This window comes from Caballeronia sp. LZ032 (assembly GCF_031451315.1).
In the GTDB taxonomy this organism is placed as follows: domain Bacteria; phylum Pseudomonadota; class Gammaproteobacteria; order Burkholderiales; family Burkholderiaceae; genus Caballeronia.
The window spans coordinates 312,645-338,268 of record NZ_JARUXP010000002.1 but is presented as its reverse complement, the minus strand read 5'-3'; the positions used below and the strand labels follow the sequence as shown (position 1 = coordinate 338,268).

Sequence of the window (25,624 nt, the reverse complement as noted above, 5' to 3'; positions counted from 1 at the left end):
TATGGATGCAACGCAATGCAACGCCATGCAACGCTCAAGCCGCCGGACTACAGGTCGAATCCGAGTTGCGACCGGCCGAGCGGCGTCAGATCGTCTGCCGTGGCACGGCCGATGAAGTCGGTTTCGAAGTGATCGGCGGGAAAGTCGGGCGGGCTCTCGCCCTTCAGGAAGCTCGGCCGCTGACGCCTGAGATACGCATCGTTCTTCGCGCACGCTGGCGCCGACGCGATGTACATCACGTTGCTGTAGCCCGCGCCCTTGTGCTCGTCCTCGACCGCGTGAATCACGTCGCTGTGCCAGAACACGGTGTCGCCGGCCTCCATCTTCGGGATCGACGACAGCGCCTCGAACAGCGGCGCATGAAACTCTGGCCGGATGGAGAGCGCGCGACCGGGCATCGCGCCGCACAGGTCGTCATCGGCGACATCGTCCTGAAGCGCGCGCAACAGGATGTACGCCATGGCGTTGGCGATGGGCACGAGTTGCAGCGTGCCGTCGCCCGGACCTTGCGGCGTCAGCGCGGTCCAGCCCTGGAAGGTGCGGAACATCGAGCACACGGCCGGCGAAGCAATCTCCTCCACGTCGGTGCGATGCGCGGCGTCGAAGGCATCGTAGGCGCGCCAGTTGCCCGCGAACACGTGCCGATAGACCTTGCGGAAATTGCCTTCGATCCAGCGTTCGACAGAGCCGCCGTCGCAATGCGCCGAGAGCCCAAGCGATGCCGAACCCGGCGGCCTGCGCCGCAAGCGGTCGGCGTAGACAGGCACGCGCGAAGGATCGAAATGCACGCGCCCTTCGCTCTCGTGACGCCATAACCCGTTGAGAAAGGTGCGCGCTTCGGTCAGCGCTTCCGACTGCCGCGCCAGCACTTGCGGCTTTGACCAGTACACGCCATAGATCTGCGGCTTGCTGGACGCCAGTTGACCGAAGTACTTGTCTTCGGCGCGGTGTTCGAGACGCTGGTCGAGATGATTGCGCTCTACATAGGCGGCGATGTCGTCGTCCCAGCCCTGCACCAGCGCCCGCGGAAAGACGCCGCGGATCACGCACGCGCCGCGCGCTTTCACGAGCGCGATGTGCGCATCGGAAACGCGCTTGCCGGCGATGTCGGCGTACTGGATTTCGGGGATGACGTTCTCGCCGCGACCGCGCTGTGCAGCGATCCTCCGTGCTTCCTCGCTGATGGCTTCCTCGACTTCCGCGAACACCTCGCGATAGTTCGGCAAGGCCGCGCGTAACTCCTTTTTTGCCTGACGGATCGCGCCCGGCAAGTCGTCGATATGCAGCGCCATGATCGTCTCCCGTGTGAATAGCCTGAGCGCAAGCATATGACGCACGCCAAAACCTCGGTGATACTATTCAGGCAATCTCTTCGCGTATCCGGTCATGAAACCAGCCTACGAACACGTGGAGTTCGGCGAGGATTGTTCGGTGCGGGTATACCATCGGCGGCTGCCGCGCATACCGTTCGAATGGCACCATCATCCCGAGTACGAGCTCACGCTCACCATGAACAGTCACGGCAAGCGTTATATCGGCGATGCCGTCGATGACTACGCCGCGCAGGATCTCGTGCTCGTGCCGCCGGACTTGCCGCATACGTGGTCGTCGAACAAGTCCGTCGAGCCTTCCGCGCCGCAGGTGGCCATCGTCATCTGGTTCGACGGCGACTGGGCGCGGCGCATGGCGGATTGCTGCCGCGAATACGAGCCGCTGCGCAGGCTGTTGCGCCGCGCCGCCTGCGGACTGGCCTTCGAGCCGCCTGCGGGCGAATGGATGCGCGGCCGCCTGGAACCGTTGTTGTCGCACGTGGCGCGCGAACGCCTGAGCGCCGCACTCGACATTCTCTGCACCCTCGCCGATGCTCCCGGCCGGCCGCTCGCCTCGCCAAGCGCCTTCAATCAGACCGATACCGGCCCGTCCGGCCATGAGCCCGAGCGCATCAACCGGGTGCTGTCTCTCATCGACGCACGCTTCGCCGAGCCCTTGCGGCTCGCCGACCTGTGCGCGGCGGCGAGCCTCTCCGAACGCACGCTCACGCGCTACTTCGTGCAACACATCGGCGAGAGCGTCGGGCGGTATATCGCGCGGGTGCGCATCGGTCATGCATGCCGGATGCTCGGCGACACATCCCTGCCCATTTCCGTGATCGCCACCCGTTCGGGATTCGCGAACGTGGCCAACTTCAACCGGCAGTTCAAGGCCGCGAAGCTGACGACGCCGGCTGAGTATCGGCGGCGTTTTGCGACTGAACGTGCTGCAACGCAGGATGAAGAGGCTCGTCTGATGGAACGGTCGCCGTCGCTGCAACGCACGTCGAAGCAACGGCGCGAGCGCGCATGAAGCCACGCATGAGCTTTATGCAGCGATGCCGTCGGATGCCGTTCCGTCGATCACGCCCTTGCCCTGGCTGCGCCGCCAACTCGCGGGCGGCATGCCGAACTGGCGCTTGAACGCCCGGTTGAACGCCGCCTCCGAGTCGTAGCCGACACGCTCGGCCACCGCCGCGATCGAGTGCGGTCCGGACAGCAGGTCTTGTGCTGCGACTTGCAAGCGCCAACTGCCGAGATACTGCATGGGCGCCTGCCCAAGCAGTTGCGTGAAGCGTTGCGCGAACGCGGAGCGGGACAGGCCGACGCGGCGCGCGAGTTCATCGACGGTCCAGTCATGGCCGGGCTGTGCGTGCAGCGCGGCCAGCGCCTTGCCGACGAAGCGGTCGCCGACACCCGCGAGCCAGCCGCGCCGGTCGGCGGGCATCGCGGTGATGCAGCGCCGCACGGCCTCCACGAACAGCAGTTCCGACAGCCGCGCCAGCACCGTTGCACTGCCGGGCCGCCATTCGGCCGCCTCCGCCGCGGCAAACTTCAACGACGATTCGAGCCACGCCGAGTGCGGATCGTTGCGCATGTCGACCTTGAACAGACGCGGCAACGACGACAGCACCGGATTGGCGAGCATGTCGTCGCATGCGAGAAAGCCGCAGATGATGCGCGTGGCCTCTGCTGCCTGCGTCACATTCGCTCGATCCGGCTGGTCCGGGCCATAGCTCAGACGCATCACTTCGCCGGGCGAGGTTTCCAGATATCTCGCCACCATCACATCCGCCGACACCGGCGCGAGTTCGAGCGAACTGCCCATCAGATGCGCTTCGCCTTGCGGAACCACGAGCAGTTCGCCCGCATCGACACGCATGGCCGTGGCAGGGTCATCGGTCAGGGAGGCCCAGCAACTTCCCTCCACGATCAGGTGATACGACACGACGCGCTCGGCACGCGGCAGGAAGGTCGCGCACAGCGCCGGCGACACGTGACCGATCACGCACCACGGCGCAGTGAATTCGGCATTCAGGTATACCGCGCCGCTGAGACGCAGCAGCCGGAGAACATCGGAAAGCGCATCCATGAGCAGTCCAGGATCCGGCGTCCTGCGCAAGACATCTGGACGCACGGTCATTCATAAAATTCGCCCGCGCGCCAATACTTCTCTTCACGCGATGCCTCTTCGACAAGAGGTTAAGCGCACCGGACCGAAACGCCAACCCGCAACTGCGGGGGATGCCCGCAAACGGTCGCCGCTTGCGGCGAAAGCAGGCGGCGCGGTCCGTCGACGATGAAGGAAGTGCCGAAGACAAAGCACCGCGGGCATGCGCATCGCCCGCGGGTTCGAGTCGTCGGGCGGCCTTCGCTCAACTCATTCATCAGGAGTCACGACATGTCCGCAGTCGCTTCCGCTATCTCGTCCGTCACCGATCTCTCCGCGGTCAAAAGCCGTCAACAAGCCGCCTGGTCGACGGGCAACTACGCCGTCGTCGGCACGACGTTGCAGATCGTCGGCGAAGCATTGTGCGAGGCGCTGGACTTGCGCGCGGGCAGCCGCGTGCTGGACGTCGCGGCGGGCAACGGCAACGCGACCCTCGCCGCCGCGCGACGCTGGTGCGAGGTCACGTCCACCGACTACGTCGCGTCCCTGCTCGATGCAGGCCGCGCGCGGGCGCAGGCCGAAGGACTCGACGTGCATTTCGAGCAGGCCGATGCCGAAGCGCTGCCGTTCGATGACGCCTCGTTCGATGTCGTGATGTCCACCTTCGGCGTGATGTTCACGCCCGACCAGGAACGCGCTGCGAGCGAACTGATGCGCGTGTGCAGGCCGGGTGGAAAGATCGGGCTGGCGAACTGGACGCCCGACAGTTTCATCGCACAGGTGTTCAGGACGATCGGGAAGTACATCGCGCCGCCTGCGGGCGTGAAGTCGCCCGCGCTATGGGGCACCGAGGCACGCCTTGCGGAACTGTTCGGCGGCCATGAGGCCCGCATCTCGGCAATGAGCCGGCAGTTCGTGTTCCGCTATCGCTCGGTGGCGCATTTCATCGATGTGTTCCGCACGTACTACGGTCCGATGAACAAGGCGTTCGCCGCGCTGGAAGGGGAACGGCAAGCCGCGTTTCTGCGCGACCTGACGGCGCTGATCGACAGCCGCAACTGCTCCGGCGACCGGACGCTCGTGTTGCCCAGTGAATATCTCGAAGTGGTGGTGGAACGAACATGATCCTGCTCAAACGTCATCTGTTCGCGGCGCCGGCCGTCTGCACGCAACTGGCTTCGCTCGTGTTCCTCGCGAGGCTTCGCTATGGCTCTGTGCTGGTCGCGCTGCCGCTGTGCTCGTCGATGTGCTTCTTCGCGTTTCGCTTCGTGCTGTCGGTGTATGGCGTAGCGGTCTGACAATGCGCGCCTTGCCTGACTAGGCACTCCGGCAAGGCGCGCAGCGACATCATCGTTCGGAGGAACGCGTGATCTTCTATCTCTACCTGCTGTTTGAAAAAGCGCTCGATCTCGCCGAGCACGGGCGCCGCGATTCGTATCTGCGCGACGCCGTCGATATCGCCGAACTCGAACGCCGCATGCGCTCGTTCGATGACTAAACGACGCGCGCAGAGGTTGACGACTTACTCGGGATCGAAGTCCGCCGATAGGCTCAGCTCGCGCAGGCCTTCGATGTCCTGCACGACCTGATGCAGCCGCCCGACCACCGCGTCATGGCCCCATGCGCCCAGCACGAGGTGGCGCGGCGCCTCGGCGTTGTTGGCGATCGAGATCATCGCCTCGCCGGCGCGCACCGGATCGCCGGCCTGGGTGCCGCTCGTCGCGCGAGTGCCTGCCTGGCGCTTGCCGGCGGTGTCCGCGTAGTCGTCGATCCGCGTCACGGTCTGACGCAGCGAACGGCCCGCCCAGTCGGTGCGGAACGGGCCCGGCTCCACGCAGGTCACGCCGATGCCGAGCGGCGCCACTTCGGCGCGCAGCGAATCCGACCAGCCCTCGACCGCATGCTTGGACGCCGCATAGTAGCCGGAGCCCGGAAAGCCGATGAACCCCGCCACCGAACTGATGTTGATGACGTTGCCGCTGCGCTGCGCGCGCATGACCGGCAGGACGGCGCGCGTCATCGCGAACAGGCCGAAGACATTGGTATCGAACTGCTCGCGGATCTCGGCTTCGACGCCTTCCTCGGCCGTGGCCTGATAGCCGTAGCCGGCGTTGTTCACGAGCACGTCGATGCGGCCGAACTTCGCGCGGGCCGCCGCCACGGCCGCTTCGATGTCCGCTGAGCGGGTGACGTCGAGCGCCAGGGCCAGCACGCGGTCTTCCGCGCCGCGCGCGAGTTCGGCGAGGCTCGACGCATCGCGCGCCGTCGCCACGACGCGCCAGCCGCGCGCGACGATCAGGCCGGCGAGTGCGCGGCCGAAGCCGGTCGAGCAGCCGGTGATGAACCAGACAGGAGTTTGGGAGGTTGACATGAGGTGTTCCGGGTAGGATCCCGCCGCGGCAGGATGTGGACAGAGCCCGCCGGGACGCAGGAGCGCTACGGCACGGCTTCAGGCCGATAGCTTATGAAGCTCGCCGGCCGGCAAAAAGAGCCCCGTCCTGGATACACCTGTCAACGAAACGGGCTAATAGACGCGTCGCACCGCGCCACGTCAGCAAAGAGAAAGGGATTGAAAGCAAAAACCGAAAGCCGCTTGTCAGCGAGCGCGCTCCGCCGACCCCATCACCAGGCATTGCGCCCTGAACGCTTCCCCCTGGCTGCTGGCGGCCGCATGGCTCAAGCCCTTGCCGAGCGCGTCGAATTCGACCTGCGAGGCGTGGCGGACACAAGATGCGCTATCGACGTCACGGCCCTGCGCGTGCAGCGCGGTGCGATCGGCGACCAGATAGGCAACGAGCGCAAATACCGCAATGTTGAATGCTTTTTTCATGCGTGTCTCCTTGGCTCTAGGCTAAGGGCCAGACTTGGAGAGGCAAATCAGGGCAAGCCCGGAGACGCCATGCGCCCCGTGCAGCAAACGATTGCGCCGCCTCATGCCGACCTCGTACCCGATGTCAACGCCATGCCGCGCAATGAACTTGATACGCGGCAAATTCCACGAAATTATTTCTTTTGAGTTATCCTCGTTAACCCTAGGCAACAGGCTTTCATTTTCATTTCATACGCGCGCGAGGCCTTTCCTTACGCGCAACTTTCCCGCCCGTCGTCCATCAAGCCGCCGCGCAGTCCGTCGCGAGCCCGCCTCATCGCGTGCCCGCCGCGCTTTTTTGCCCGATCCAAAGCAACCCGATCTAAAGCAACCGTATGCATCTGCCGTCCGTTCTCAGCTTTCTAATCTGGATCCCCGTGGTGTCCGGCATCTTCGTGCTGACCTTCAGCGCGTCGGCCACCCTGTCGCGAGCCGTCGCCCTGTTCGGCGCGGTGCTCGGCATCCTGCCGCTGGTCCCGCTGCTCGCCCACTTCGATGCCTCCTCCAGCGCCATGCAGTTCGTCGAGCAGATCGACTGGCTGCCGCAGTTCGGCATCTCGTACCATCTCGGCGTGGACGGCATCTCGCTCTGGTTCACGGTGCTCACCGCCGTCACCACGCTCATCATCTTCATCGCGTCGTGGCAATCGGTGACGAAGCAGGTGGCGCAGTACTACGGCGCGTTCCTGGTGCTGTCGGGCTGCATGCAGGGCGTGTTCGCCTCGCTCGACGGCATGCTGTTCTTCGTCTTCTTCGAAGCCTCGCTGATCCCGCTGTATCTGCTGATCGGCACCTGGGGCGGCGGCGAGCGGCGCGTCTATGCAGCGCTGCGCTACTTCCTGATCTCGCTGGTCGGCTCGCTCGCGATGCTCGCCGCGCTCGTCTACCTGTGGACGCAGGCGCACAGCTTCGACATCGAGGCCTGGCGCGCGCTCAAGCTCGACTTCACGCCGCAGGTCGTGATCTTCCTGTGCTTCGTCGCGGCCTTCTCGGTCAAGGTGCCGATGTGGCCGGTGCATACCTGGCTGCCCGACGTCAACGCGGAAGGCCCCACGGGCGCGGCCGTGCTGCTCGGCATGCTGAAGGTGGGCGGCTATGGCCTGATGCGCTTCGTGCTGCCCATCGTGCCCGACGCGTCGCACTTCTTCGCCCCCGCGATGATCACGCTGGCGCTGGTCGCCGTGATCTACGGCAGTCTCGTGGCGCTCGCGCAGACGGACATGCGCAAGCTGCTCGCGTATTCGTCGGTGGCGCACATGGGTCTCGTGACGCTCGGCCTCTTCACCTTCGACCGCCTCGGCACCGAAGGCGCGGTCGTGCAGATGCTGTCGTACGGCGTGGTCTCGGGCGCGATGCTGCTGTGCACCGGCGTGCTGGTCGACCGCACCCGCAACGGCTCCATCGACGCTTACGGCGGCGTCGTCAACACCATGCCGAAGTTCGCGACCTACGCCGTGCTGTTCTCGATGGCCAATGTCGGCCTGCCGGGCACGTCCGGTTTCGTCGGCGAGTTTCTGGTGCTGATGGGCGCGATCCGCCTGAACTTCTGGATCGGGGCGATTGCCGCGACCACCTTGATTCTGAGCGCGGCCTACACGCTGTGGATGGTCAAGCGCGTGATGTTCGGCGCGGTCCGCAACGAGCGCGTGGCCTCGCTGCGCGACCTGGGCAAGCGCGAGTTCGTGCTGTTCGGCGCGATGGCGGTGCTGGTGCTGGGCATCGGCGTGCATCCGAAGACCTTCACGGACGCGATCGGTCCTTCGGTCGAGCATTTCCTCTCGGCGGCTCAAGGCTCGTCCCTCCCGGACGATGCCGGCGCGGCCTCGTACAACGCGCACAGCGTGGCCGAAACCGAGCGCCAGCCCGGCTAAGCTTTCCGACGCGCGGGCGCCCTGCCCGCGCGCGCCTCGTCAGCGGCCGGCCGCCACCGCGCGCCGCGCCCGCCGTGGCGGCGGCTCCACCACATCCTCCAGCAGTTCCTCGTGCAGTTCGCGCAGCACGTCCACGAACGCCGACGCAAGCCGTTCGCGCGGCCGATGCGGCGGAAACAGCAAATACGTGGGAAAACGCGTGTCCGGCAGGAACGGACGAATCGCGATTTCCGGCCCCCGGTAGTCCCGCGCGACGATCGGATGCGCCAGCGTCACGCCCATTCCATGCCGCACCATTTCACAGCACATGGCCGTGTACTGCGCCTCGATGGCCAGCACGCGCTTGACGCCCGCGCGCTGGAACACTTCGTCCATGAGCGCGCGCGTGCCGTCGCCGTGACACAGCGAGATGAAGGACTCGCCTTCCAGGTCTTCCGGCCGGATCACGCGCTTGCTCGCGAGCCTATGCTGCGCGGGCATCACGCACACGGCCGAAACGCTCGATAACTGCTCCACTTCACAGTCCGACGCCTCGCTCACATACACGGCCACGCCGAGATCGCAGAACTGCGACGCCGTCCAGTGGTTCACCGTGCCCGACGTGTTCACGTGCAGCGAGACGGTCACTTCCGGAAAGCGCTCGACGAAGCGCTTGATCGCATGCGGCACGAGCGTGATGCCCGCCGAGGGCATCGCCGCGATGCGCAGACGGCCGCTGCCGAGATTGCGGATTTGCGCGGCCGCGTTGGCGAGTCCCTGCAAGCCGACGAACGCCCGCTCCACTTCACGGAAGAACGCGGTGCCCTCGCTGGTCGGGATCAGCCGCACGCCGCTGCGCTGGAACAATTGCAGGCCGGTTTCGCGTTCCAGTTGCGAGATCAGGCGGCTCACATTCGGTTGCGACGTGAACAGCGCCTTGGCTGCCGCGGTCATCGAACCGGACACCATGACCGCCCGGAATGCCTCGATGTGCTTCAGGTTCATCGTGGGTTTCTCCCCGTGTTTTCCCTGTTCTCGTTAAGCCGAGTCCATATCATTCTTGCATGGATAGCTATTTTATTCGTATTGGACGATATGGTTTGACGGCGCGACACTGATTTTCAGCGACGGGCGCAACAGCCCGCTCCCCCACATACCGGATCTGGAGATCGTCGTCATGAGAAGCGCGCTGCATCGCCGTCTGTCCGTCCTGTCCCGCACCGCTTTCGCGGGCGTCTCGATCACCGGCGCGCTGGCTGCGCCGCTCCTTGCCCACGCCGAAACCACGCTCTATGTCGCCAATGTCGGCGGCTCGAACGAGCAGCTCTACCGGCAGAAAATCATTCCGCCCTTCGAGAAGGCACACAACGTCAAGATCGTCTACGTCGCGGGCAATTCCAGCGACACGCTCGCCAAGCTCCAGGCGCAGAAGGGGCATCAGCAGATCAACGTCGCGGTGATGGACGACGGCCCCATGTATCAGGCCATGCAGATGAACCTGTGCGCGAAGCTCGATGACGCGCCGATCATGCAGGACGTGTATCCGCTCGCGAAGCTCGGCCCGACGGCGGTGGGCGTCGGCATGGTGGCGACGGGCATCGGCTATAACGAGGAAGCCTTCAAAAAGGCCGGTTTGCCGCCGCCGGATTCGTGGAAGGTGCTCACCGACAAGCGCATCAAGGGCAAGCTCGGCGTCCCGCCGATCACCAACACCTATGGCCTGCATACGCTCGTGATGCTGGCGCGCCTGTCGGGCGGCGGCGAGAAGAACATCGATCCCGGCTTCACCGAGATGACGAAGCAGGTCGCGCCGAATGTCCTCTCGTGGGCGCCGACGCCCGGCGAGATGGACGGCCAGATGCAGTCCGGCGACGTGATCCTCGCGCCGTATGGCAGCGGCCGCGCCGTCGCGTTGCAGAACACCGGCTTCCCGCTCAAGTTCATCTACCCGAAGGAAGGCGCGGTGGCCTTGCAGGTGGCCGCGTGGGCCATTGCGGAGAACGCCCAGCCGCAGCTGTCGCAGCAGTTCGTGCAATACCTGCTGACGCCCGAAGTCCAGATGCTCCAGGCGCAGAACATCGGCCTGGGTCCGGTCAACAAGACGGTGAAGCTCACGCCTGAAGTCGCCGCGCGCGTGCCCTACGGTCCCGATCAGATCGCGAAGCTGACCGCGATGGACTGGACCACGATCAACCAGCATCGCACCGAATGGACCGAGCGCTGGAACCGTTCGGTCGAGCGCTGAGCCGCACACGCGATCCGTTGACGTGACGAAGGAGCGAGGCACATGGCCTTTCTGACACTGCAAGGCATTTCGAAACGCTACGGCGATTTCACGGCGATCGAACAGCTCGATCTCTCGGTCGAGCGTGGCGAACTGCTGTCCCTGCTCGGCCCGTCGGGCTGCGGCAAGACCACGACGTTGCAAATGGTGGCCGGCTTCGTCACGCCGACCACCGGCCGCATCCTGCTCGATGGCCGCGACATCACCCACGAACGCCCGGAGAAACGCGGCCTCGGCGTGGTGTTTCAAAGCTATGCGCTGTTTCCGCACATGACGGTGGCCGGCAATGTCGGCTTCGGTCTGGAGATGCGCAAGGTGAAGCGCAAGGAACGCGATGAACGCGTGGCCGAAGCGCTCGCGCTGGTGCGTCTGAACGGCCTCGGGCATCGCTATCCGAAGGAGCTCTCGGGCGGGCAGCGGCAGCGCGTGGCGATTGCGCGCGCCATCGCGATGCAGCCCCAACTGCTCCTGCTCGACGAACCGATGTCCAACCTCGACGCCAAGCTGCGCGAAGAGATGCACATCGAACTGCGGGCGATCCAGAAGCGTCTCGGCATCACGACCATTCTCGTCACGCACGATCAGGTCGAGGCCATGACGATGAGCGACCGCATCGCGGTGATGCATCGCGGGACGATTGCGCAGCTGTCCACGCCTTACGACGCCTACGAGCGGCCCGCCACGCCGTTCGCGTCCACGTTCCTCGGCCGCACCAACGCATTCGCAGGCGAAGTGCTGCAACGCAATCCGCGTTGCGCGATCGTCGATGTCGCGGGCACGACGCTGCACGTGCCGCACGAAGGCCGCGCCGTCGATGGCGCGGTGAACGTCTATATCCGTCCGGAGAAGGTCCATCTCGCCAACGGCAGCAACGGCGAAGCACGCTTGCGCGGCCGCATTGCGACGCGCGTGTTCGTCGGCAACCAGTGGCTGCTGGAAGTGGAGACCGGGCTCGGCAAGCTGCGTGTCGCGCAGCCGAACCATGGCGCGCCGCCGCCCGAGGAAGGCGACGAAGTCGGCCTCGACTGGACCGACGACGACCTGCGCGTGCTCACGCAGGAACTGCGGGAGAACGCGCATGGCCACGCTTGAAGACGCCCGCCCCGGCGCGGCGCCGTGGCTGCTGTCCGGGCCCGCGCTGCTGCTGTTCACCGGCCTGCTGCTGGTGCCGCTGCTGCTCACGTTGCTGCTGTCGTTCCGCGTCTTCAGCGATACGGCCGGCGTCACGCCCGCCTACACGCTCGGCAACTACTGGGAAGTGGTCAGCGACCCGTACTACGGCACCATCTTCCTGCGCACGGCCGGCCTCGCGTTCGCGGTGACGCTGTTGTCCATCGTGCTGGGCGTGCCGGAAACCATCGTGCTGGCGCGCATGAAGCGGCCCTGGCAATCCGTCTGCCTGCTGATCGTGCTCGGGCCGCTGCTGATCTCGGTGGTCGTGCGCACGCTCGGCTGGCAGATCCTGCTCGGCAACAACGGCGTGCTGAACAACGTGCTCCAGGCGCTGCACATCACCGACGAGCCCATTCGCCTCGTCTTCACGATGACCGGCGTCATCATCGCGCTCACGCATGTGCTGGTGCCGTTCATGGTGATGTCGGTCTGGGCCACGATGCAGAAGCTCGATCCGCAAGTGGAGTGGGCCGGCCGCTCGCTCGGCGGCTCGCCGTTCAAGGTGTTCCGCCGCGTGGTGCTGCCGCAGATCATGCCCGGCGTGCTGTCCGGGTCGATCATCGTGTTCGCGCTGTCGGCCTCGGCGTTCGCCACGCCTGCGCTGATCGGCGGACGGCGTCTGAAAGTGGTCGCGACCGCCGCCTACGACGAGTTCCTCGGCACGCTCAACTGGCCGCTCGGCGCGAGCATCGCGGTGCTGCTGCTGATCGCCAACGTGGCGATCGTGATGGGTTGCAGCCGGCTCGCGGAACGCCGCTTCAAGCACATCTTCGACTGAGCGGAGGACTCCCGTCATGAAAGAAAACGGCTGGCTCGGCCTCACCTTCAACGCGCTGTTCCTGACCTTCATCGCCGCCCCGCTCGTCGTGGTGATGCTCGTCGCGTTCACCGACAAGGGCTTCATCTCGATGCCCTTCGACGGCGCCTCGCTGCGCTGGTTCCGCGCGATCATCGAGAACGGCGACATCGTCTCGGCGTTCTGGCTCTCGGTGCGGCTTGCGTTCGCGGCGGCCAGCATCGGCGTGCTGCTGGCGGTGCCCGCGGCGCTGGCCATCGCGCGTTATCGCTTTCCGGGGCGCGCGGCGCTCACGAGCTTCTTCCTCTCGCCGATGATGATCCCGGCCGTCGTGCTCGGCATCGCGTTCCTGCGCTTCCTGTCGCTGCTGCATCTGTCGGGATCGTTCTGGTCGCTGGTCGCGGCGCACGTGATCATCGTGCTGCCGTATGCGCTGCGGCTCGCGCTGTCCGCGGCCGTCGGCCTCGACCGCGACGCGGAACGCGCCGCCTTGTCCTGTGGCGCAAGCCGCTTCACCGCGTTCCGGCGCGTCGTGCTGCCGATGATCCGCACCGGCGTCGCGGGCGGCTGGGTGCTGTCGTTCATCCAGAGTTTCGACGAGCTGACCATGACCATCTTCGTCGCGACGCCCGGCACCACGACGCTGCCCGTCGCCATGTACAACCAGATCGCGCAGACCATCGATCCGCTGGTGGCCTCCGTGTCGGCGGTGCTGATCGTCGGCACGGTCCTGCTGATGATCCTGCTCGACCGCATGGTCGGACTGGACCGAATCCTGATCGGAGAAGCCCGATGACTCTTTCTTCCACCGCCAGCCCCGACGTCCTGGTTGTCGGCGGCGGGCTGGTCGGCTCAGCCGTGGCCTACGGACTCGCCCGCGAAGGCGCGCGCGTCACCGTGCTCGACGAAGACGACGGCGGCCTGCGGGCGTCGCGCGGCAACTTCGGCCTCGTGTGGATCCAGGGCAAGGGCTACGGCCTGTCGCCATACGCGCGCTGGTCGCGCAGTTCGGCGCTGCGCTGGCCGGACTTCGCCGCGGCGCTGCGGGCGGAAACCGGCGTGGATGTCGCGCTGCGCCAGCCCGGCGGCTTCCACTTCTGTTTCGACGACGCCGAACTCGCCGAACGCGAGAAGCGTCTCTCGACGCTGCAAGCCGAACTCGGCGACTACCCGTACCAGATGCTCGACGCCGCCGAGGTGCGCGCGCGCATTCCGCAGATCGGCCCGGCGGTGATCGGCGCGAGCTATACGCCGATGGACGGCCACGTGAACCCGCTCAAGCTGTTGCGCGGCCTGCACGGAGCGATGCAGGCGCGCGGCGTGCAGCTCGTTTCCGGCGAGCGCGTGGAGCGCATCGTGCCGGAGCGCGGCGGCTTCACCGTGCAGGGCCGGCGCGGGACTCATCGCGCGGCGCGCGTGGTGCTCGCGGCCGGGCTTGGCAACCGGACGCTTGCGCCGTTCGTCGGGCTGAATGCGCCGGTCGCGCCGAATCGCGGCCAGGTGCTGGTGAGCGAACGCGTCGCGCCGTTCCTCGACTATCCGACGCTCAACGTGCGCCAGACCGACGAAGGCAGCGTGCAGTTCGGCGATTCGATGGAGGAAGTCGGCTTCAACGACTTCACGACGACGTCCGTGCTGTCGGACATCGCCCGTCGCGGCGTGCGCGCATTCCCGATGCTGCAGCACGTGCGGCTCGTGCGCATGTGGGCCGCGCTGCGCGTCTACAGCCCCGACGGCTTTCCGGTGTACGACCAGTCGGAGGCGCATCCGGGCGCGTTCGTCGTCACCTGCCATAGCGGCGTGACGCTGGCCGCCGCGCATGCGATGCGCGTCGCGCCGTGGATCACCGGCGCGCCGATCCCGGATGAACTGCCCACCTTCTCCGCGCGCCGCTTCGAGCATGCCCAAGAACTGACTCCCGCACATTGAGTTCGACATGACAGTCCACACGCATCCCCCACTCTTCAAGCCTCTCGATGGCGAGGCCGGCGCCACGCTCGACATCTCCTTCAACGATCAGCCGCTCACCGTGCCCGCCGGTTGTTCGGTCGCGGCGGCGCTGCTCGCGGCGGGCGTCTCGCGGTTCCGGGCCACGCCGGTTTCCGGCGCGCCGCGTGCGCCGTTCTGCATGATGGGCGCGTGCTTCGAATGCCTCGTCGAGATCGACGGCGTGCCGAGCCGCCAGAGCTGCATGGTGGAAGTGCGCGCCGGCATGCGGGTGCGCTCGCAGGAAGGCGCGCGCGATCTGCCGCCTGCCGTTGCGCTCGATACTTCGCTGGAGAACGTCCATGGCCGCTGATTTCACTTCCGAAGCCGTCGATGTCGTCGTGATCGGCGCCGGTCCTGCCGGCATGAGCGCCGCGACACGCGCCGCACGGGCTGGCTTGTCGACCGTGCTGATCGACGAGCAGGACGCCGTGGGCGGACAGATCTATCGCGCGATCGGGAAGGCCGATGCGCGCCGCAAGCAGATCCTCGGCCCCGACTACGCGGCAGGAACGGCGATCGCGCAGGCGTTCGCCGCGTCCGGCGCGCGGCACGTGACGCAAGCCAGCGTCTGGCAGGTCACGCGCGAGCACGGCGTCCATTATCTGAAGGACGGCAAGATCGGCTCGTTCGAGGCGCAGCGCGTGGTCCTCGCGAGCGGCGCGCTGGAGCGTCCGTTTCCGATTCCCGGCTGGACGCTGCCCGGCGTGCTGAGCGCGGGCGCCGCGCAGATCCTGCTGAAGAGCGCGGGCGAAGTGCCCGCCGCGCCGCCGGTGCTGGCGGGCTGCGGGCCGCTCCTGTATCTGCTCGGCTGGCAATACGTGCGCGCCGGCGTGCCGATCCGCGCGCTGGTCGACACGACGCGCCACGAAGACCGCTGGCGCGCGAAGAAGCACATGTTGTCGGCGCTGCGCGCTTGGCCTTTCCTGTCGAAGGGATTGCAGCTGATCCGCACGCTGCGCGAAGCAGGCGTGCCGATCTTCGAAGCCGCCGACGACTTGCGTGTCGAATCCGCCGTCGGTGCGGACGGGGTCGAACGCGCGGCTGCGCTGCGCTTCACGACGCAGGGCGTTGCGCATCGCATCGAGGCGGACGTGATCCTGCTGCATCAGGGCGTCGTGCCGAACACGCAGTTCACGCATGCACTGCGCGCGACCCATCGCTGGGACGATGCGCAACTGTGCTTCACGCCGAAGACCGATGCGTGGGGCGAGCTGGATGTGCCCGGCATCTTCGTCGCGGGCGATGGCGCGGGCATCGGCGGCGCGCAGGCGGCGGCCTTGCAGGGCACGCTGGCGGCGCTCGGCGCGGCCGCGCAGCTTGGCGCGCTCGATGTCGTCCGGCGCGATGCGGAAGCCGCCCCGCTGCGCCGCGCGCTCGCGGGCGTGATGCGCATCCGGCCGTTCCTCGACAGCCTCTATCGTCCGCGCGACATCAACCGCATCCCGCGCGACGAAACCGTCGTTTGCCGCTGCGAGGAAGTCACGGCGGGCCAGTTGCGCGAGTTCGTCGAACTGGGCTGCGTCGGACCGAATCAGGCGAAGTCGTTCGGACGCTGCGGCATGGGGCCGTGCCAAGGCCGCATGTGCGGGCTGACTGTGACGGAAGTCATCGCGGATGCGCGCCGCGTGTCGCCCGCCGAAGTCGGCTATTACCGCATCCGTCCGCCGATCAAGCCGCTCACGCTCGGGGAACTCGCCGGTGAATGACGCCAACGCGATGACGGAAGCCGATGTGCTGGTCATCGGCGGCGGGCTGCACGGCACGAGCAGCGCGTTCCACATGGCCCGGCGCGGCGCGAAGGTCATCGTGCTCGAAGCCGATTACGTCGCGCGCCATTCGTCGGGCGTCAATGCCGGCGGCGTGCGCACGCTCGGGCGGCCGCTGCCGGAGATTCCGCTCGCGCTGATGTCGCGCGAGATATGGCACGGCATGACGGATCTGATCGGCGAGAACGGCGGCTTCGTGGCATCGGGCCAGTTGAAGATCGCCGAATCCGAGGACGATCTCGAAGCCTGCCGTCAGCGCGTCGCGTTGCTCGAAGCGCAGGGCTTCACGCACGAGAAGCTCGTGGACCGCAAGACCGTGCTCGAACTCGAACCGGCGATCGCGCCGCATGTGACCGGCGGCATCTGGGCCGAGCGCGACGGCTATGCGCTGCCCTTCCGCACGACCAACGCTTTCCGGCGCGCCGCACAGCGGCTCGGTACGCGCTTTCTGGAAGGCATGCCGGTGAAGCGCATCGAACAGCGTGGCAACCGCTGGATCGCGCAGACGCCGCGAGGCGTGTTCAGCGCGGAGAAGCTGCTCGTGAGCGCAGGCGCGTGGTCCGGAGAACTCGCGCAGCAAGTCGGCGAAACGGTGCCGGTGCGGCCCGAAGGCTTGATGCTGATGGTGACGCAGCGCGTCGCGCCGTTCTGCCGTTCGACGCTGCTCGGCACCGGCCGGCCGCTGTCGTTCAAGCAGTTCGATAACGGCACGGTGGTGATCGGCGGCAAGCTGATCGGCATTGCGGATCTGCCGAACCGGCATGGCGAAGTGGACTTCGTGCGGCTCGTGAAGAGCGCCCGCACCGTCACCGACCTGTTTCCGCATCTGAAGCATCTCGGCGTCAATCGCGCGTGGGCCGGCGTCGAAGCCTTCATCCAGGACGACTTGCCCGTGATCTCCGCGAGCCGCACGGCCACCAACCTCTACTACTCGTTCGGCTACTGCGGCAGCGGCTTCCAGCTCGGGCCCGGCTGCGGCAAGCTCGTGTCCGAACTGATGCTCGACGGCGCGCCTTCGCTGTCGCTCGATGCGTTCGCCATCGACCGCTTCGGACGCGGCGCCTCGGTTCACTGATCGGCCTTTCCTGTGCCACGCGCCCGCGATGTTGCGCGGGCGGCGGCTTCGTTTCACTCACCCCATTGGAGAACAACGCATGAGCGATATCGTTCGCATCGACACCAATCAGCGCATGAGCCGCGTCGTGAAGGCGGCGGGTCTCGTGTTCGTCGGCGGCCAGACATCCGCCGATCCCACGCCCGACATCAAGCTGCAAACGGCGAAAGTGCTCGAGAAGATCGACGGCTTCCTGGAGAAGGCCGGCATCGACAAGACGCGGCTCGTGTCGGCGCAAATCTGGCTCTCGGACATCGCGCGCGACTTCGCCGGCATGAACGAAGTGTGGGACGCATGGGTGCCGGAAGGCTGCGCGCCCGCCCGCGCGACGGTGCAGGCGCAACTCGCGTCGCCGACCTTGCTGGTTGAAATCGCCGTGATCGCATTGGGCTGACGCTGCCCCCGCCCGCGCGGCTTTTCTGGCCGCCGGGCGCCTTCCTCTCGTCGCCGTTCGGCGGCACGGCCCGCTCTTCTTCGAGCGTGACTTCAAAAGCATGAGCTTCAAAGCCATCGCCGAAGCCATGGAAGTCACCAAGCCCTTCACCTGCGGCCTCCAAGACAAGAAGACCGATATCCTTTTGAGATCGTGCTGCGCAACGTCACGATCGCGTCGACGCCGTGCACGAATCGCTGCATGGCGAAGCCCGATGGCCGTGCGCTTCACCAAGGAATCCGCGCAGCTGCGGCGCGCCTCCGACTGGCAGACGCTCGAAGCAGCGGAACGCCGTCGGGTTGCCGACATGCGGTCGAGCGCCGACGCGCGCATCGGCGTTGACGCGTTTCTCGCCAAACAGACGCCGGTGTATTGAACACCGGACGCTCTCCTCTCCGTTTCCGCACAGCGACTCTGACGGCCCGTTTCCGGGTCTGAAAGAACGAACGTCGCAGTTTCTGAAAAGCAGGACCAATTCACACAAAACACTCTTGTGCCGCTTCTCGCCGCGCGTGTCCTTCGCTACGATAAATCAAGCGCTGGAACCCGGTTCCAAAATACGGAACCACAATAAGGAGAGCGAGCCACATGAGCATCCTGGACACAGCCACCACCGTCATGCGCTTCATGGCGCGGCATCAGCGGGAAGTCTGGATGATCGACCTCGTCGATCACCTCGACATGCCGAAGAGTTCGGCATCGCGCGTGCTCAAGCAGATGACCGACTGCGGTCTGCTCGAACGCGACAAGCATTCGCTGGCCTACCGGCCGTCCATGCTGCTGCTCGAACTGAGCCATCTCGTGCGCTCGGCGAGTCCGCTCATCGTCATGTGCGCGCAGGCACTCGAAACGCTCAGCGCACGCTATGGCCACACCGGCTACATCTCGGTGCTGGAAGGCAATGACGTCGTGGTATTGCGCGTGCAGCCCGGCTCGCTGGCCTTCCGCGCAACGACGCATCCGGGTCATCGTTCGGCATCGTGGGCGACGTCCACGGGCCGCGCGCTGCTGGCCCGGGAATCCGACCACGCCATCCGCGCGCGTTTTGCGGCCGGACTGCGGCCCGGCAACACGCCGCCCGCTGCCGGCCTTGCCAACATCCGCGCCGCGGTGGACGACGCGTACGCCCCGGCGCACGGCCCCGCCACGCTCGACGCGTTGCTCGAGGAGATCGCCGTGACCCGCACGCGTGGCTATGCGCTCGCGGAGAACGAAGCGCTGTACGGCGTGTGCTCGCTGGGCTGCGCGGTCGCGGATCCATCGAGCGGCGAATGCCTCGCGTTCTGCCTGAGCTTCCCGGCGGGAACACGGGACTACGCCGCGCTCGCTGAACTCGGCCAGGCGCTGCTCGAACAGGCGCGCACCATCGGCCGATCGCTCGGCGATCCGTTCTGGGTCGACGCCGAAAGATAAACGCACCTCCACGCGCACCGCAAACACGAACACGTCATGCATGGATCCCAATTACCCGAACACCGTCCGCCCAGCACAACGGCATCCTTCATCCAGACCGCGCCCTGCGCGTCGCAGAGGCATCCCTCGGCGCTAAACCCGTCCACGCTGCTGTTGCTCGCGGTGCTGGGCGTGATCGGCGCGATCATCGGGATCGAGTTGCTGGTGCGGGTGGGCGTGACGCCGAATACGTCCATCGTCGGCGCGCTGGCCGCGATGATCTGCGCGCGCGTGCCCCTGCGCTGGTTTCGCGCGTATCGCTCGGTGCATGTGCAGAATCTCGCGCAGAGCGCCATCTCCGCCGCCACGTTCGGGGCGGCCAACAGCCTGCTGCTGCCCATTGCCATTCCGTTCCTGTTCGGCCGGGAAGATCTCATCGTGCCGATGTTCGCGGGTGTCGCCCTCGGCATGCTGCTCGACGGGTACATGCTGTACCGGCTCTTCAACACCAGCGTGTTTCCCGCGTCCGGCGCGTGGCCGCATGGCGTCGCGGCGGCGGAAGCCATCAAGGCCGGCGACCAGGGCGGCAGGCAGGCGCGTCTGCTCGGCGCCGGCATCGTGATGGGGCTGACCGGCTCTTGGCTCGGCATTCCGATGTCCGCGTTCGGCACGGCGTTCATCGGCAATGTGTGGGCGCTCGGCATGCTGGGCATCGGTCTCCTGCTTCGCGGCTATGCGACGCCGCTGTTTCACTTCGACATCAGCAAGGCCCTCATTCCGCACGGCATGATGATCGGCGCAGGGCTCGTCGCGCTGATCCAGGTCGGCGTGCTCGTGCTGCGCGACCGGAATCCTCCGGCCCGCGCGACGCGCACACCGGCGATTGCGAGTTCGCTGCGCTTCGGCGGGATCGCCTACCTCGTGCTCGCGGCGCTCGTCGCGCTATTGAGCGGACTGTGGGGCGAGATGTCGCCGGGCATGCTGGCGGCGTTCGTGCTGTATGCGGCAGCGGCCGCGTTTGCGCATGAACTGATCGTCGGCATCGCGGCCATGCACTCGGGCTGGTTCCCGGCCTTCGCCGTGGCGCTCATCACGCTGTTGATCGGCATGCTGATCGGTTTTCCGGCGGTGTCGCTGGTGATGTTGTGCGGGTTTTCCGCCGCGACCGGGCCGGCCTTCGCCGATATGGGCTACGACCTGAAGGCAGGCTTCATCCTGCGCGGCCACGGCCAGGATCCGGCGTTCGAACTCGCCGGGCGACGCCAGCAATTGATCGCCGCGATGCTCGCGTTCGTCATCGCGATCCCGGTCGTGCTGCTCGCGTATCGCGGACTCTTTGCGAAAGGGCTGATTCCGCCTGTGGCGCGCGTGTATGTCTCGACCATTCAGGCGGGCGTCGCGCCCGGCATCCTCCATGCGCTGCTCGTGTGGGCGGTGGCCGGTGCGGCGCTCCAGTGGGCCGGCGGACCGAAGCGCCAGCTTGGCGTGCTGTTCGCGACAGGCCTGCTGATCGCGAGTCCATTCGCGGGCTGGGCGTTGATGGTGGGGATCGGCATGCGCCTCGTGATCGGACGCCTCAGACCCGGCGCGAAGAGCCGCATGGAAGTGTTCGCGGCGGGCGTGATCGCGGCGGACGCGCTGACCGGTTTCTGCGGCTCGCTCATCAAGTCGCGCTGATTCATTCAGCTTTTTGGTTGCATTGCCGACACGGAGAAATCCTCTATGAGCCTCGCGCAGACCCTGCAAGTTTTTGAAGCCTTCGACAGCCGTTACGCTAGCGGCCAGACCGTGATTGACATGCTCGCGCCGTTCGCAGATGTCGGCGTGAGTGTGGAGGTGCTCGAACTGAGCAGCCCGAAAGGCACGACCGACTTCGTGCGGATCGGCATTCCCGGCGAGCGCGGCAAGCATAGCGGCGGCCTGGCGAAGACGCTTGGCGTCGTCGGGCGACTGGGCGGGATTGGGGCGCGGCCGTCGCGCATCGGCATGGTGTCGGACGCTGATGGCGCCATCGCGACTGTCGCTACCGCGCTCAAGCTCGCGCAGATGCGCCGCAACGGCGACCCGCTACCGGGCGACGTCGTGCTGACGACGCATGTCTGCCCGACCGCGCCCACACGGCCGCACGATCCGGTCGAATTCATGGACACTCCCGTGGAAACCGATCGCCTTCTGGCGCATGAAGTCCGGGGCGAAATGGACGCCGTGCTGTCGCTCGATACGACCAAGGGCAACCGCGTCATCAATCACAGCGGCTATGCCCTCTCGCCGACGGTGAAGGAAGGCTATATCCTGCGTGTCTCGGAAGACCTGCTGCGCATCATGGAGACGACGACCGGGAAACCCGCCGTTACCTTTCCCGTGACGACGCAGGACATCACGCCCTACGATAACGGCGTGCATCATATAAACAGCATCATGCAGCCATCGACTGCGACAAGTGCGCCGGTTGTCGGCGTCGCGCTCACGACGCAAGTTGCCGTGCCCGGCTGTGGTACGGGAGCGAGCCACGAAACGGATATTGCGCTGGCGGTGAAGTTCGCGGTCGAGGTTGCCAAGGAGTTCGGGAAAGGCACGTGTTCGTTCTACGATGAAGTGGACTATGCGCGTCTGCTTGAACTTTATGGGTCGCTCGTGCATCTCACGGGGCGGCGCGGGTGATGGCTCTTTCATGCGCTGATTGCGCGACTTGTTCCGGATCCGGAGACTTTTGATGAACGCGCTTTTGCTGAGTAATTCCAGAAGTCCCGATGGCGCTTATCTCGTTCATGCGCTGGACGCGATTCGCGCACTTACGCCGAGCCAGGCGCAGACCACGACGCAGGCTCTGTTTGTGCCGTTCGCCGGGGTGACGATGAGTTGGGACGAGTACACGGACACCGTCGCCGCCGCGCTGGCGCCGGCCAACATTGCGTTGCGTTCGGTGCATGGTTTTGCAAGCGATGCTGACGCGCAGGCGGCTGTCGCTCAGGCGGAAATGATTGTGGTGGGCGGTGGGAATACGTTCCAGCTGCTCGCGCAATGCCGCGCGCGTGGGTTGCTTCGGGCGATCCGTGAGGCGGTGCAAGGCGGCACGCGCTATCTCGGCTGGAGCGCCGGCGCGAACCTCGCATGTCCCACTATCTGCACGACCAATGACATGCCTATTGTCGATCCTCGTGGCCTCGATGCGCTCGGGCTGATTGGTTTTCAGATCAACCCGCATTACACCAACGCGTTGCCGCAAGGACATCAGGGAGAGACGCGCGATCAACGTATAGAAGAGTTTCTTGTGGCTAATCGGGAAGCGAAAGTGCTTGGGTTGCCGGAAGGGGATTGGCTCGAGGTGACGTCTGCTGCTATCACCTTGCGCGGTCCGCATGATGCAAGGTTTTTCTCGCATGGGGCAGCGCCGATTGTGATGGCGCCTGGGGCGAATTTGGCTGGCTGAAGGCGGTGGCTCGCGCGGGTTGTTTTGCCCTGGATGTGCGGCATTAATTACCCAAAGCTGGACGTAATCTCCAGTTGCTAGCATGGCGCCTCTTCCACTCAATAAACCCTTAACCCATGAAGAAAGCAGTCATCGCCGTACTCGCCTCCGGCTTCGCATTCCTGTCCGTCGCCCCCGCCTTCGCAGCCCCGCCCCATCATCATGTCGTGTGCCATAAGGTACGCGTGCATCATCATTGGGAGCGGCGCTGTCATTGAGCCCTGGTTGATTTGTTGGGGAAGCGCCTGGGGGTTCGGGCGCTGGTTGGTTGCGGTTGGGGCGGAGCCCAGGATTATGTGATGGTCGTGCTTTGGGTTTCGAGTTTTGCCCCGGCGGTCAGCTCTGAATCGCCGGATCAACTCTCACTGAATCATCTCGACTTTTTGCACGATTCACAGCGCTTCGCCTGGATTTGCCAGGTGGAGGTCGCGAGAGGGTTGGCTTTTGAGTCCTCTCGGCCGTTCGACGGTCGGTGCGTTGGTGCCTTTTGACCGCGTGCGACGGTTATTAGCTCGCAGCCCGTCGGGGCGTTATTCGGCCATTGCGGACGCTCGACGAGGCGGCTCTGAACGTCCGCAACATTGCGGCTTGCCGACGGCGGCGGCGCCGCAGCGGCATGGTCACGTGCAGGATCCGCGAGCCTACACTTTCGACCCGTTGCAGACGGTCATAGGCTCGCCGAGAAGGTCCGCTTTCAATACCGTGCTGCCGATGCCGTTACCCGGGTTCGTGCGCTTCGTCACGAAGATCCTGCGCAATAAAATCGACAAACGCGCGGATTCGATTTGACATCTGATGTCGTTGCGAATACACGGCGAATATATCGGCGTTCGGCGTATCGTGATCGGGTAGCACGACGACCAAAGAACCGTCAGCCAGATAATGTTTGATGTCCCACTCGGCCCGCATCAGGATGCCGTGTCCTTCAAGAGCCCACTTTACGGCGATCTCTCCATCGTTCGTTGTCAGCGTGCCATTGATACGCACAGCCTCGGTTTTGCGCGACGACCCCCTTCCCGAAATCAGACGCCACACGCCATAGGCTTCGTCGCCCTGACGGATGCCAATGCAGTTGTGTCGCGTCAGGTCGTGCGCGGTCACCGGCATCCCCCGTGATGCGATGTACGAAGGTGCGGCACACAGCAAGCGCCGGTTCGCCGCAAGACGGCGCGCGACCACGCGCGTATCGGGCGGCTCGCCGAAGCGGATGCAGACGTCAAATGCATCGTCTGTCAGCGGCGGAGGCGTGACGGACAGTTGAAGTTGCACCGACACCTGCGGATATGTCGCGACGAAGCGCGAAATCGCGGGCGCTACATGACTGCGCCCAAAACCGAGCGTCGCGTTCACCCGCAGAAGTCCCTTTGGACTTTTCTTCGCGGTACCCAGCAGTTCGGCCAGTTCGTCAATCTCGTCGAGGATTCGACGTGCGTGCTCAAGGTACAACTCGCCCTCTGGCGTGAGCATCATCCGGCGTGTCGTGCGGTTGATGAGGGCAACGCCCGCACGACTCTCCATCTGGGTTAAATGCTTGCTGACGGCCGCTGGCGTCAGGCCAAGTTCCCGTGCCGCCGCGCTCAGACTGCCTGACGCGGCGAGGGTCGAGAAGAAACTCAAATCGGATGGCTGGACGGTGTCGAGCATGGCCTCCACTTATGAATCCAAGTTAAAGATACTTTGAGTCTAGCACCGGTTTTCGTGTCTGGAGATGGGTAAAGTTCATTCACACCCACAACACCTGAAGGACGGAGACATGAAGACCTATCGCATCGCAACCATCCCCGGCGACGGCATCGGCAAGGAAGTCGTGCCCGCAGGCGCACAGGTGCTCCAGGCACTCGCAAAGACGACGAAGTCGTTCGCATTTGAGTTCGAAAACTTCGACTGGGGCGGCGACTACTACCGCCAGCATGGCGTCATGATGCCCGACGACGGCCTCGACTCGATCCGCGACAAGGACGCGATCCTGTTCGGCTCGGCCGGTGACCCGGACATTCCGGACCACATTACGTTGTGGGGTCTGCGTCTCAAGATCTGCCAGGGCCTCGATCAATATGCCAACGTCCGTCCGACCCGCATCCTGCCGGGCATCGACGGGCCGCTCAAGCGCTGCAAACCGGAAGACCTGAACTGGGTCATCGTCCGCGAAAATTCGGAAGGCGAATATTCCGGCGTAGGCGGCCGCGTCCATCAGGGACATCCAATTGAAGCGGCAACCGATGTGTCGATCCTGACCCGCGCTGGCGTCGAGCGCATCATGCGTTTCGCATTCCGTCTCGCGCAATCGCGACCACGAAAACTGTTGACCGTCATCACGAAGAGCAACGCGCAACGGCACGCAATGGTGATGTGGGACGAGATCGCACTCGAAATCTCGAAGGAATTTCCGGACGTCACATGGGACAAGGAACTGGTGGACGCATCGACGGCCCGCATGATCAACCGCCCCGCGACACTCGACACGATCGTCGCTACCAACCTGCATGCCGACATTCTCAGTGACCTCGCCGCTGCACTCGCCGGCAGCCTCGGCATCGCGCCGACTGGCAATATCGATCCGGAGCGACGCTATCCGTCCATGTTTGAGCCGATCCATGGCTCGGCGTTTGACATCATGGGTAAGGGGCTGGCAAATCCGGTCGGCACCTTCTGGTCCGTCGTCATGTTGCTCGAGCACCTTGGCGAAGGCGACGCTGCCAAGCGCGTGATGCAGGCAGTCGAGGCGGTCACCGCCGACACGTCCTTGCATACGCGTGATCTCGGCGGCACAGCCACGACGGCGCAAGTGACGGCCGCTGTTTGTTCGCTGATCGAGAAAGCTGCCGTCCCTGGCGCCAACGCCGCGTAAGCACGAACACATCCGCGTACTGGCGAACCCCGCGCCGCGAGCCCACCCGCCGGTGGGCTCGGTCGAAAAGCGGGGACTAAACACCTGACATAAAGACATCGCCGCAGCGCTGCGCGGTCGGCTGAACTCGTCCTTACGCGACAAATACAACGCAGGAGACAAGATGTTCACCCCCCTCAATCTCGCACCATTCATCTCTGTTCTGGCTTGTGCGACGAGAC

General features: G+C 65.4%; 26 protein-coding genes. 20 read left to right on the top strand and 6 right to left on the bottom strand.

Going from position 1 to position 25,624, the window contains the following annotated elements; all coding sequences use genetic code 11:
* Positions 1–47: 47 nt before the first annotated feature.
* Complete coding sequence (locus tag QCE69_RS17165) at positions 48–1,292, bottom strand: DUF1479 domain-containing protein (protein WP_309932042.1); 1,245 nt, start codon at positions 1,290–1,292, stop codon at positions 48–50.
* 94 nt (positions 1,293–1,386) lie between these two features.
* Between QCE69_RS17165 and QCE69_RS17160 the strand changes: the two genes are divergently transcribed.
* Positions 1,387–2,343 carry a helix-turn-helix domain-containing protein gene (locus tag QCE69_RS17160; protein ID WP_309920678.1) on the top strand — a complete coding sequence of 319 codons (957 nt, stop codon included), beginning with the start codon at positions 1,387–1,389 and terminating at the stop codon, positions 2,341–2,343.
* 15 nt (positions 2,344–2,358) lie between these two features.
* Here QCE69_RS17160 and QCE69_RS17155 read toward each other — a convergent pair whose 3' ends face one another.
* Complete coding sequence (locus tag QCE69_RS17155; RefSeq protein ID WP_309920676.1) at positions 2,359–3,402, bottom strand: AraC family transcriptional regulator; 1,044 nt, start codon at positions 3,400–3,402, stop codon at positions 2,359–2,361.
* 309 nt (positions 3,403–3,711) lie between these two features.
* Between QCE69_RS17155 and QCE69_RS17150 the strand changes: the two genes are divergently transcribed.
* The 3 genes from QCE69_RS17150 to QCE69_RS17140 all read left to right on the top strand — a co-directional run bounded on the left by QCE69_RS17150 (position 3,712) and on the right by QCE69_RS17140 (position 4,918).
* A complete protein-coding gene (locus QCE69_RS17150) occupies positions 3,712–4,545 on the top strand; it encodes a class I SAM-dependent methyltransferase (protein WP_309932040.1) in 834 nt (277 codons plus the stop codon).
* Positions 4,542–4,718, top strand: coding sequence for a hypothetical protein (locus QCE69_RS17145; protein ID WP_309920671.1), 177 nt, complete (start codon positions 4,542–4,544; stop codon positions 4,716–4,718). The genes QCE69_RS17150 and QCE69_RS17145 overlap by 4 nt, the downstream gene beginning before the upstream one ends.
* A gap of 68 nt (positions 4,719–4,786) precedes the next feature.
* A complete protein-coding gene (locus QCE69_RS17140; RefSeq protein ID WP_309920669.1) occupies positions 4,787–4,918 on the top strand; it encodes a DUF3563 family protein in 132 nt (43 codons plus the stop codon).
* Positions 4,919–4,942: 24 nt separating this feature from the next.
* Here the strand turns inward: QCE69_RS17140 and QCE69_RS17135 are convergent, their stop codons facing one another.
* Positions 4,943–5,791 (bottom strand): oxidoreductase, encoded by an 849-nt coding sequence (locus QCE69_RS17135; protein ID WP_309932038.1) that lies wholly within the window; start codon positions 5,789–5,791, stop codon positions 4,943–4,945.
* Positions 5,792–6,016: 225 nt separating this feature from the next.
* Complete coding sequence (locus QCE69_RS17130) at positions 6,017–6,250, bottom strand: adhesin (RefSeq protein ID WP_309812610.1); 234 nt, start codon at positions 6,248–6,250, stop codon at positions 6,017–6,019.
* 374 nt (positions 6,251–6,624) lie between these two features.
* Between QCE69_RS17130 and QCE69_RS17125 the strand changes: the two genes are divergently transcribed.
* Positions 6,625–8,160: an NADH-quinone oxidoreductase subunit M gene (locus QCE69_RS17125; RefSeq protein ID WP_309932036.1), complete on the top strand. Its 1,536-nt coding sequence runs from the start codon at positions 6,625–6,627 to the stop codon at positions 8,158–8,160.
* A 39-nt stretch (positions 8,161–8,199) separates the two neighbouring features.
* Here QCE69_RS17125 and QCE69_RS17120 read toward each other — a convergent pair whose 3' ends face one another.
* Positions 8,200–9,144, bottom strand: coding sequence for a LysR substrate-binding domain-containing protein (locus QCE69_RS17120; RefSeq protein ID WP_309932034.1), 945 nt, complete (start codon positions 9,142–9,144; stop codon positions 8,200–8,202).
* A 172-nt stretch (positions 9,145–9,316) separates the two neighbouring features.
* Here QCE69_RS17120 and QCE69_RS17115 point away from each other — a divergent pair, with 172 nt between their 5' ends.
* The 14 genes from QCE69_RS17115 to pepE all read left to right on the top strand — a co-directional run bounded on the left by QCE69_RS17115 (position 9,317) and on the right by pepE (position 22,516).
* Positions 9,317–10,384 (top strand): ABC transporter substrate-binding protein, encoded by a 1,068-nt coding sequence (locus tag QCE69_RS17115; protein ID WP_309932032.1) that lies wholly within the window; start codon positions 9,317–9,319, stop codon positions 10,382–10,384.
* A gap of 42 nt (positions 10,385–10,426) precedes the next feature.
* Complete coding sequence (locus tag QCE69_RS17110) at positions 10,427–11,515, top strand: ABC transporter ATP-binding protein (protein ID WP_309920654.1); 1,089 nt, start codon at positions 10,427–10,429, stop codon at positions 11,513–11,515.
* Positions 11,502–12,374: an ABC transporter permease gene (locus QCE69_RS17105; RefSeq protein WP_309812592.1), complete on the top strand. Its 873-nt coding sequence runs from the start codon at positions 11,502–11,504 to the stop codon at positions 12,372–12,374. The genes QCE69_RS17110 and QCE69_RS17105 overlap by 14 nt, the downstream gene beginning before the upstream one ends.
* A gap of 16 nt (positions 12,375–12,390) precedes the next feature.
* A complete protein-coding gene (locus QCE69_RS17100; RefSeq protein ID WP_309834186.1) occupies positions 12,391–13,188 on the top strand; it encodes an ABC transporter permease in 798 nt (265 codons plus the stop codon).
* Positions 13,185–14,321 (top strand): FAD-dependent oxidoreductase, encoded by a 1,137-nt coding sequence (locus QCE69_RS17095; RefSeq protein ID WP_309932030.1) that lies wholly within the window; start codon positions 13,185–13,187, stop codon positions 14,319–14,321. The genes QCE69_RS17100 and QCE69_RS17095 overlap by 4 nt, the downstream gene beginning before the upstream one ends.
* 7 nt (positions 14,322–14,328) lie before the next feature.
* A complete protein-coding gene (locus QCE69_RS17090; protein ID WP_309920647.1) occupies positions 14,329–14,691 on the top strand; it encodes a (2Fe-2S)-binding protein in 363 nt (120 codons plus the stop codon).
* Positions 14,681–16,087 carry an FAD-dependent oxidoreductase gene (locus QCE69_RS17085; RefSeq protein ID WP_309932028.1) on the top strand — a complete coding sequence of 469 codons (1,407 nt, stop codon included), beginning with the start codon at positions 14,681–14,683 and terminating at the stop codon, positions 16,085–16,087. The genes QCE69_RS17090 and QCE69_RS17085 overlap by 11 nt, the downstream gene beginning before the upstream one ends.
* 10 nt (positions 16,088–16,097) lie before the next feature.
* A complete protein-coding gene (locus QCE69_RS17080; protein ID WP_309922852.1) occupies positions 16,098–17,222 on the top strand; it encodes an FAD-binding oxidoreductase in 1,125 nt (374 codons plus the stop codon).
* A 79-nt stretch (positions 17,223–17,301) separates the two neighbouring features.
* Complete coding sequence (locus QCE69_RS17075; RefSeq protein ID WP_309812575.1) at positions 17,302–17,655, top strand: RidA family protein; 354 nt, start codon at positions 17,302–17,304, stop codon at positions 17,653–17,655.
* A 253-nt stretch (positions 17,656–17,908) separates the two neighbouring features.
* Positions 17,909–18,070: a hypothetical protein gene (locus QCE69_RS17070; protein WP_309932026.1), complete on the top strand. Its 162-nt coding sequence runs from the start codon at positions 17,909–17,911 to the stop codon at positions 18,068–18,070.
* Positions 18,071–18,282: 212 nt separating this feature from the next.
* Positions 18,283–19,107 carry an IclR family transcriptional regulator C-terminal domain-containing protein gene (locus QCE69_RS17065; RefSeq protein ID WP_309920618.1) on the top strand — a complete coding sequence of 275 codons (825 nt, stop codon included), beginning with the start codon at positions 18,283–18,285 and terminating at the stop codon, positions 19,105–19,107.
* A gap of 36 nt (positions 19,108–19,143) precedes the next feature.
* Positions 19,144–20,763, top strand: coding sequence for an OPT/YSL family transporter (locus QCE69_RS17060; RefSeq protein ID WP_309932024.1), 1,620 nt, complete (start codon positions 19,144–19,146; stop codon positions 20,761–20,763).
* Between the two features lie 45 nt (positions 20,764–20,808).
* Positions 20,809–21,747 (top strand): DUF1177 domain-containing protein, encoded by a 939-nt coding sequence (locus QCE69_RS17055; protein WP_309932022.1) that lies wholly within the window; start codon positions 20,809–20,811, stop codon positions 21,745–21,747.
* A 52-nt stretch (positions 21,748–21,799) separates the two neighbouring features.
* Complete coding sequence (gene pepE, locus QCE69_RS17050; RefSeq protein WP_309932019.1) at positions 21,800–22,516, top strand: dipeptidase PepE; 717 nt, start codon at positions 21,800–21,802, stop codon at positions 22,514–22,516.
* 756 nt (positions 22,517–23,272) lie between these two features.
* Here pepE and QCE69_RS17045 read toward each other — a convergent pair.
* Positions 23,273–24,199, bottom strand: coding sequence for a LysR substrate-binding domain-containing protein (locus QCE69_RS17045; RefSeq protein WP_250491089.1), 927 nt, complete (start codon positions 24,197–24,199; stop codon positions 23,273–23,275).
* 109 nt (positions 24,200–24,308) lie between these two features.
* Here QCE69_RS17045 and QCE69_RS17040 point away from each other — a divergent pair, with 109 nt between their 5' ends.
* Entirely contained in the window at positions 24,309–25,403 is a 1,095-nt protein-coding gene (locus tag QCE69_RS17040; RefSeq protein WP_250491108.1) for a tartrate dehydrogenase, read from the top strand.
* The last annotated feature ends 221 nt before the right edge of the window (positions 25,404–25,624 follow it).